The organism is Janibacter sp. CFPM2_SD2 (genome assembly GCF_057364645.1).
The window spans coordinates 1-2,855 of the sequence record NZ_JBNFOF010000281.1 but is presented as its reverse complement, the minus strand read 5'-3'; the positions used below and the strand labels follow the sequence as shown (position 1 = coordinate 2,855).

The window sequence follows — 2,855 nt, the reverse complement described above, 5'->3', positions numbered from 1 at the left end:
GCTCGCGGGCTTCGTCTTCACCGGCCGTGAGCGAGGCCGACCTCGAGGTGCCGCCGCTCGTCGCGGCCGACGCCGACCCGGCGCCCGCGGACCCTCCGGTCGACATGGCGCTGCTCGGCGACTCGGTCGGGGTCTCGCTCGGCAAGGGCTGGCGCGCCGAGGACCACCCCGGCGTGACGATGACCAACCTCTCGCGCATCGGCTGCGACCTCGTCGACGCCCCGCTGCTCGCCGACGGCTCCCCGATGCCCGAGGACGAGTCCTGCGACGAGTGGCGCCGCGACTGGCCGCAGCAGGTCGAGGAGGCCGGCGCCACCGACCTGCTCGTCCTGCCCGGGCCGCAGCTCATCGGCGAGCACGAGGTCGACGGCCGCACGGTCGGCTCGCGCTCGGACGAGCACGCGGCGCTCGTCACCGAGACCCTCGACGAGATCGAGCGGCGCGCCCACGAGGCGGGCGTCACCCACGTGCAGGTCGCGACGATGCCCTGCCGCGAGGTCGACCCGGACAGGCTCGACCCCTCGCTGCGGCAGTTCGCCGGTCCGATCTCCGACCCGGCCAATGTCGGCTGGGTCAACGACGTCGTGCGCGACTGGGCGCGTGGCGAGGGCGGGTCGCGAGAGACGAAGGGCGTCGACCGGCAGGTCCTCGACCTGTGGGAGCCGCTGTGCGGCGACGGCTACCTCGAGGAGATCAACGGCGTGCCGCTCTACTCCGACACGGTCCACTTCTCGCCCGCCGGGGCCGCCATGGTCTGGACCTGGCTGACCCCGAGGGTGGTCGAGGCGTCGCGCTCGTAGGGCGGTCGTAGTCTGGCGGCCATGAGCGCCTCGCCCGACGGGATGATCCCTCGCACACCGCCCGCGGCGGACCACGTGGACTACTCCGGGGAGGGGCTGTCCGAAGGGGAGGTGCCGGGTGCCCCCTTCGCGCTGGTGACGTCGTGGATCGACGCTGCCCGGGCGCGTCAGGCCGATCGTGGTGACGTGCCCGAGCCGCTGTCCTTCGCCGTCGCGACCGTCGACGCCGACGGGCGGCCGGACGTGCGCACGGTGCTCATGCGCTTCCTCGACGGTCGCGGCCCGGGCTTCGTCACCAACCTCGACTCGACGAAGAGCCGCCAGCTGCAGGCGACGCCGGTCATCGCCGCGACGATCACCTGGCCGGCGATGTTTCGTGCCATCCGCTTCCGCGGGCGGGCCGAGCTCGTGGCCGAGGCCGAGGTCGACGCCTACTTCGCCCAGCGCCCCCGCGGGTCGCAGCTGAGCGCGTGGGTCTCGCACCAGTCGCAGCCGATCGAGGGCCGCGAGTCGCTGGACCGGGCCTGGGCCCAGGTCGAGGAGCGCTTCGCGGGCCAGGACGTGCCGCGTCCCGACTTCTGGGGTGGCTGGCGGATCGTCTGCGACGAGGTCGAGGCCTGGGCCGGGCGCAGCGACCGGCTCCACGACCGCTTCCGCTGGACGCGCATCGCCGACGGCGGCCTCGACGTGCCGGGCGCCTGGACGGTCGGGCGCCTCCAGCCCTGAGCCCCGGCGACCGGACGACGACGTGACGTCAGGGAGCGGGTGCAGGGTGGGGGGTGGGGCACGGTCGCGGGCACAGGGCTGGGGGTGGCCCTAAGGAAAAGTCCGGACCGCTCTCCCCGCATCTCCCGGAGCGTAGGAGTCCGGACTTTCCCATGAGTCGGGCCGACCCCCACCCTGCGCCCGCTCCCTTGTCTCGCCACTCCACCCCGGGCCGGCTCCCTGTCATCACCAGTGATGCATGGAGGCCCGGATGACGCCGGCGACGTCCTCGTCGGTGACGGGGCGCGGGGCGGTGGCGAGCAGGCGCTGCTGCTGCATCGTGCCCGAGACGATGCCGTCGACGTCGGCCTCGCCGTAGCCGATCTCGGCCAGGCCCGAGGGCTGGCCGATGTCGTGCATGAGCCGTCGCAGCACGGCCGAGAGGCGCTCCGGCTCGGGGGCGTCGGCGTCCAGGCCCTGCGGGTCGAGCCAAGCGGCAGCGGTGAGGTGCCGCTGCGGGTCGGCCGCGTAGGTCATCGCGAAGGCCGCCGGCGCGGTCGAGGCGACGGCCATGCCGTGCGGGACCATCGCCTCGTCGACGTCGTAGTCGCGCGGCCGGAAGTCGGAGCCGAGGTCGTGGACCCGACCGGCGATCGGGTAGGCGTTGGCGTGCGGCACGTGCACCCCGGCGTTGCCGAAGCCCATGCCCGCGAAGGTCGCCGCGAGCGCCATGTCGACGCGCGCCTGCTCCTGCCCGGCGACGGCCCCGCGGAAGGCACCGGCGAGCAGCCGCATCGCCTTCTCCGCGTAGAGGTCGGAGATCGGGTTGGACCCGCAGTAGGGCACGCGCTGGTCGGCGCTCTTGTGCTCGTAGCTCGTGTAGGGCCGCGCGGTCCACGACTCGAGCGCGTGGCAGAGGATGTCCATGCCCGCCGAGGCGGTGACCCCCGCCGGCTGGGTCGCGGTCAGCTCGGGGTCGACGACGGCGAGCACGGGGCGCAGCCGTTCGTGGCTGATGCCGGTCTTGACCTTGGACGCGAGCACGTCGAGGACGCAGACGGTCGTCGACTCGGCCCCGGTGCCGGTCGTCGTCGGCACGGCGACGAGCGGCAGACGACCGGCTGCGTCGGGCGCGCGCCGCCGCCGACCGGTGCGTTGACGTAGTCCATGAGCTCGCCGGGGTTGCTCAGCAGCAGGGACACCGCCTTGGCCGTGTCGATGCTCGACCCACCGCCGACGGCGACGACGACGTCGGGGCGGGGACCCCCCTTCGCCCTCTCGACGGCGGCGGCCAGCGAGGCATCGCTCGGCTCGACGGCGGCCGAGTCCTGCACCTCGGCCGTCAGGCCG

General features: G+C 74.1%; 3 protein-coding genes and 1 pseudogene. 2 read left to right on the top strand and 2 right to left on the bottom strand.

Translation table 11 applies throughout. The annotated features are described in order from the left end of the window. Together AC2W7J_RS17295 and pdxH are read left to right on the top strand one after the other, a co-directional pair. A partial coding sequence (locus AC2W7J_RS17295) for an SGNH hydrolase domain-containing protein (protein ID WP_485983929.1) occupies positions 1 to 800 on the top strand: 800 nt, incomplete at its 5' end. A gap of 21 nt (positions 801 to 821) precedes the next feature. Continuing rightward, on the top strand, positions 822 to 1,526 hold the full coding sequence (gene pdxH, locus AC2W7J_RS17290) for a pyridoxamine 5'-phosphate oxidase (protein WP_485983927.1): 705 nt from the start codon (positions 822 to 824) through the stop codon (positions 1,524 to 1,526). Between the two features lie 225 nt (positions 1,527 to 1,751). On the opposite strand, the gene AC2W7J_RS17285 is transcribed toward pdxH, so the two are convergent. Together AC2W7J_RS17285 and AC2W7J_RS17280 are read right to left on the bottom strand one after the other, a co-directional pair. Further along, the gene (locus AC2W7J_RS17285) at positions 1,752 to 2,603 is read right to left on the bottom strand and encodes an iron-containing alcohol dehydrogenase (protein WP_485983925.1); all 852 of its coding nucleotides are present in this window, start codon (positions 2,601 to 2,603) and stop codon (positions 1,752 to 1,754) included. A 104-nt stretch (positions 2,604 to 2,707) separates the two neighbouring features. Continuing rightward, positions 2,708 to 2,839: pseudogene (locus AC2W7J_RS17280) on the bottom strand (iron-containing alcohol dehydrogenase); the annotation flags it as partial. Positions 2,840 to 2,855: the final 16 nt, after the last annotated feature.